Here is a 2,167-nt window from a genome sequence, read left to right as displayed (position 1 = left end):
GTGCGCCCTGAGGCGCGTTGTTACCGATCGGGGGTGAGAGACCCCCGATCTCGGGTCGTCACAGCGGCCTGAGGAAGCTGGGAGGCAGCTCGGATCTCGTTGGGAGTGTGTGAGGTTCGGGTGGCAAGCGGCCTCCGACAAAGTTGGGTCGTGTCAGTACTGCCAGATGGCGCGGGCCTGGTGAGCAAGACGAGAAGGTGTACGTGAGGAACCAGTGTCAGAGGCCTCGTTAGGTGGAACCGACTGCAATCTGGTGGATTGGTCGGGAAATGGTGCGCGCGGAGGGAAGTGTTACCAGACGCGTCCGCCGAACACCGTGGCCTGCGGTGTCCGGTAGCCGGTGGAGAAGTGCTGTGGGGTATCCGCCGGGGCCATCGGGGTAAAGCTGGGCACCTCCCTCGTCGATCGGGAACATCGTGAACAGGGGAACCCATCGGGTGTTCCCGCCGGGGTAAGGCCGCAGCCAGCGGCAACCGGGCGGGTAGATGCACTGCCCATCAACGGCATCGGGTGGGGGCGGAGCGGTCGTAGTACTCCGAGGACGGGAAAGCCGGCCACATGGGGAAGGACCGCAGTAGGACAGGCAACGATTGGACTGTAATGACAGAAGACGCACCGATGAATATCGGTGCCGCGCTGGCCAAACCGTTCACGGCACGTCAGCGGGTACTGGGGATGCAGACAAAGTTGCATCGTTGGGCGGCGGCCGATCGTGGTCGTCGGTTTGAGGATCTGTACAACCTTGTGGCCGATCCGTGTTTCCTCGCCGAGGCGTGGACACGAGTTCGGGGTAACCAGGGAGCTAAGACATCCGGGATCGATCGCCGTACCGCGGCCTCGATCGAGGCATCCGCACAGGGTGTGACCGGGTTTCTCGAAGACGTCCGCGCGCAACTCAAAGCACGGACTTTTCGCCCGGTCCCGGTACGACAGGTGATGATTCCCAAAGCCAATGGCAAGAAACGAGGATTGGGAATCCCGACCGTCACCGACCGGGTCGTGCAGGCCTCCCTGAAACTGGTGTTGGAACCGATCTTCGAGGCCGATTTCTCGTCCTCAAGTTACGGATTCCGACCCGGCAGGCGAGCACAGGACGCGATCGAGGACATTCGGTTTCATGCGGCCCGAGGTTATGACTGGGTGTTTGAAGCCGACATCGCCTCGTGTTTCGACGAGATCGACCACCCCGCGCTGCTGGCGCGGATACGGGCACGAATCGCCGATAAACGGGTTCTGGCACTGATCAAGGCCTTCCTCAAAGCAGGAATCCTCGATGAGGACAAAGCCTTCCGGGATACACACACTGGCACCCCGCAGGGCGGTATTCTCTCGCCCCTGCTGGCCAACATCGCCCTCTCGGTCCTCGATGACCACATCGATGACTGGTGGGCGGCCCACAACAACAGCAGCGCACGCGCTGCGCACCGCAACCGCGGCGGAGCGACCTATCGGCTCGTCCGATACGCCGATGACTTCGTGGTTCTGGTGCACGGATCGCGTGCTCACGCTGAGCAATTATGGGACCAGGTGGGCAGGGTCCTGGCGCCGATGGGGTTGCGTTTCGCCCCAGAGAAAACCAGGATCATCTCCACCACACAAGGGTTCGACTTTCTCGGATTCCGCATCCAGCGGCACACCCAGAAAGGCGGCACCCGGTCATACATCTACAGCTACCCGTCACAGAAGTCAGTCGCTTCGATCCGACGCAAGCTCAAGAGTATGACCCGACAGATCACCCACCAAGCCCCGGACCAGTTGTTCCTGCGACTGGGCAGGACGGCACGGGGCTGGGCACAGTACTTCCGGCACAGCTCGGCCAGCGCCACCTTCAGCGCCCTCGGGCACTATCTGTGGTGGCGCGTGTGGAACTGGATCAAGAACAAACACCCCCACACCAGTCGACGGGCCCTGTTCACCAGATACAACCCACACCGGTGGCCGGAATACAACGGAGTCAGGCTCTACCACCCGGCAACGATGACCATCCAGCGCTATCGCTACCGCGGCACCAAGATCCCGACCCCCTGGGACACCTCACCCGCCATCCCAGCGTGACCTATGGAGAGCCGGATGCGGTGAAAGCCGCACGTCCGGTTCGGCGGTGCGGCCCCGGGAAATAGCCTGCGAGCAATCGCAGCCACTACGCCCGGGGCCGACACCAACTGGG

At 62.6% G+C, this 2,167-nt stretch carries 1 protein-coding gene; it reads left to right on the top strand.

What is annotated here, in order from left to right; genetic code table 11:
- Positions 1 to 618 precede the first annotated feature (618 nt).
- Positions 619 to 2,055: a group II intron reverse transcriptase/maturase gene (gene ltrA / locus MHN80_RS25600; RefSeq protein WP_239404133.1), complete on the top strand. Its 1,437-nt coding sequence runs from the start codon at positions 619 to 621 to the stop codon at positions 2,053 to 2,055.
- Positions 2,056 to 2,167 lie beyond the last annotated feature (112 nt).

Source organism: Gordonia sp. McavH-238-E, from assembly GCF_022348225.1.
GTDB lineage: Bacteria > Actinomycetota > Actinomycetes > Mycobacteriales > Mycobacteriaceae > Gordonia > Gordonia terrae.
This window is presented reverse-complemented; position numbering and strand designations above follow the sequence as displayed.

What these genes read in the sequence shown, in the direction of transcription:
- ltrA (WP_239404133.1), top strand. Translation starts at nt 619, where the DNA reads ATGAATATCGGTGCCGCGCTGGCCAAACCGTTCACGGCACGTCAGCGG.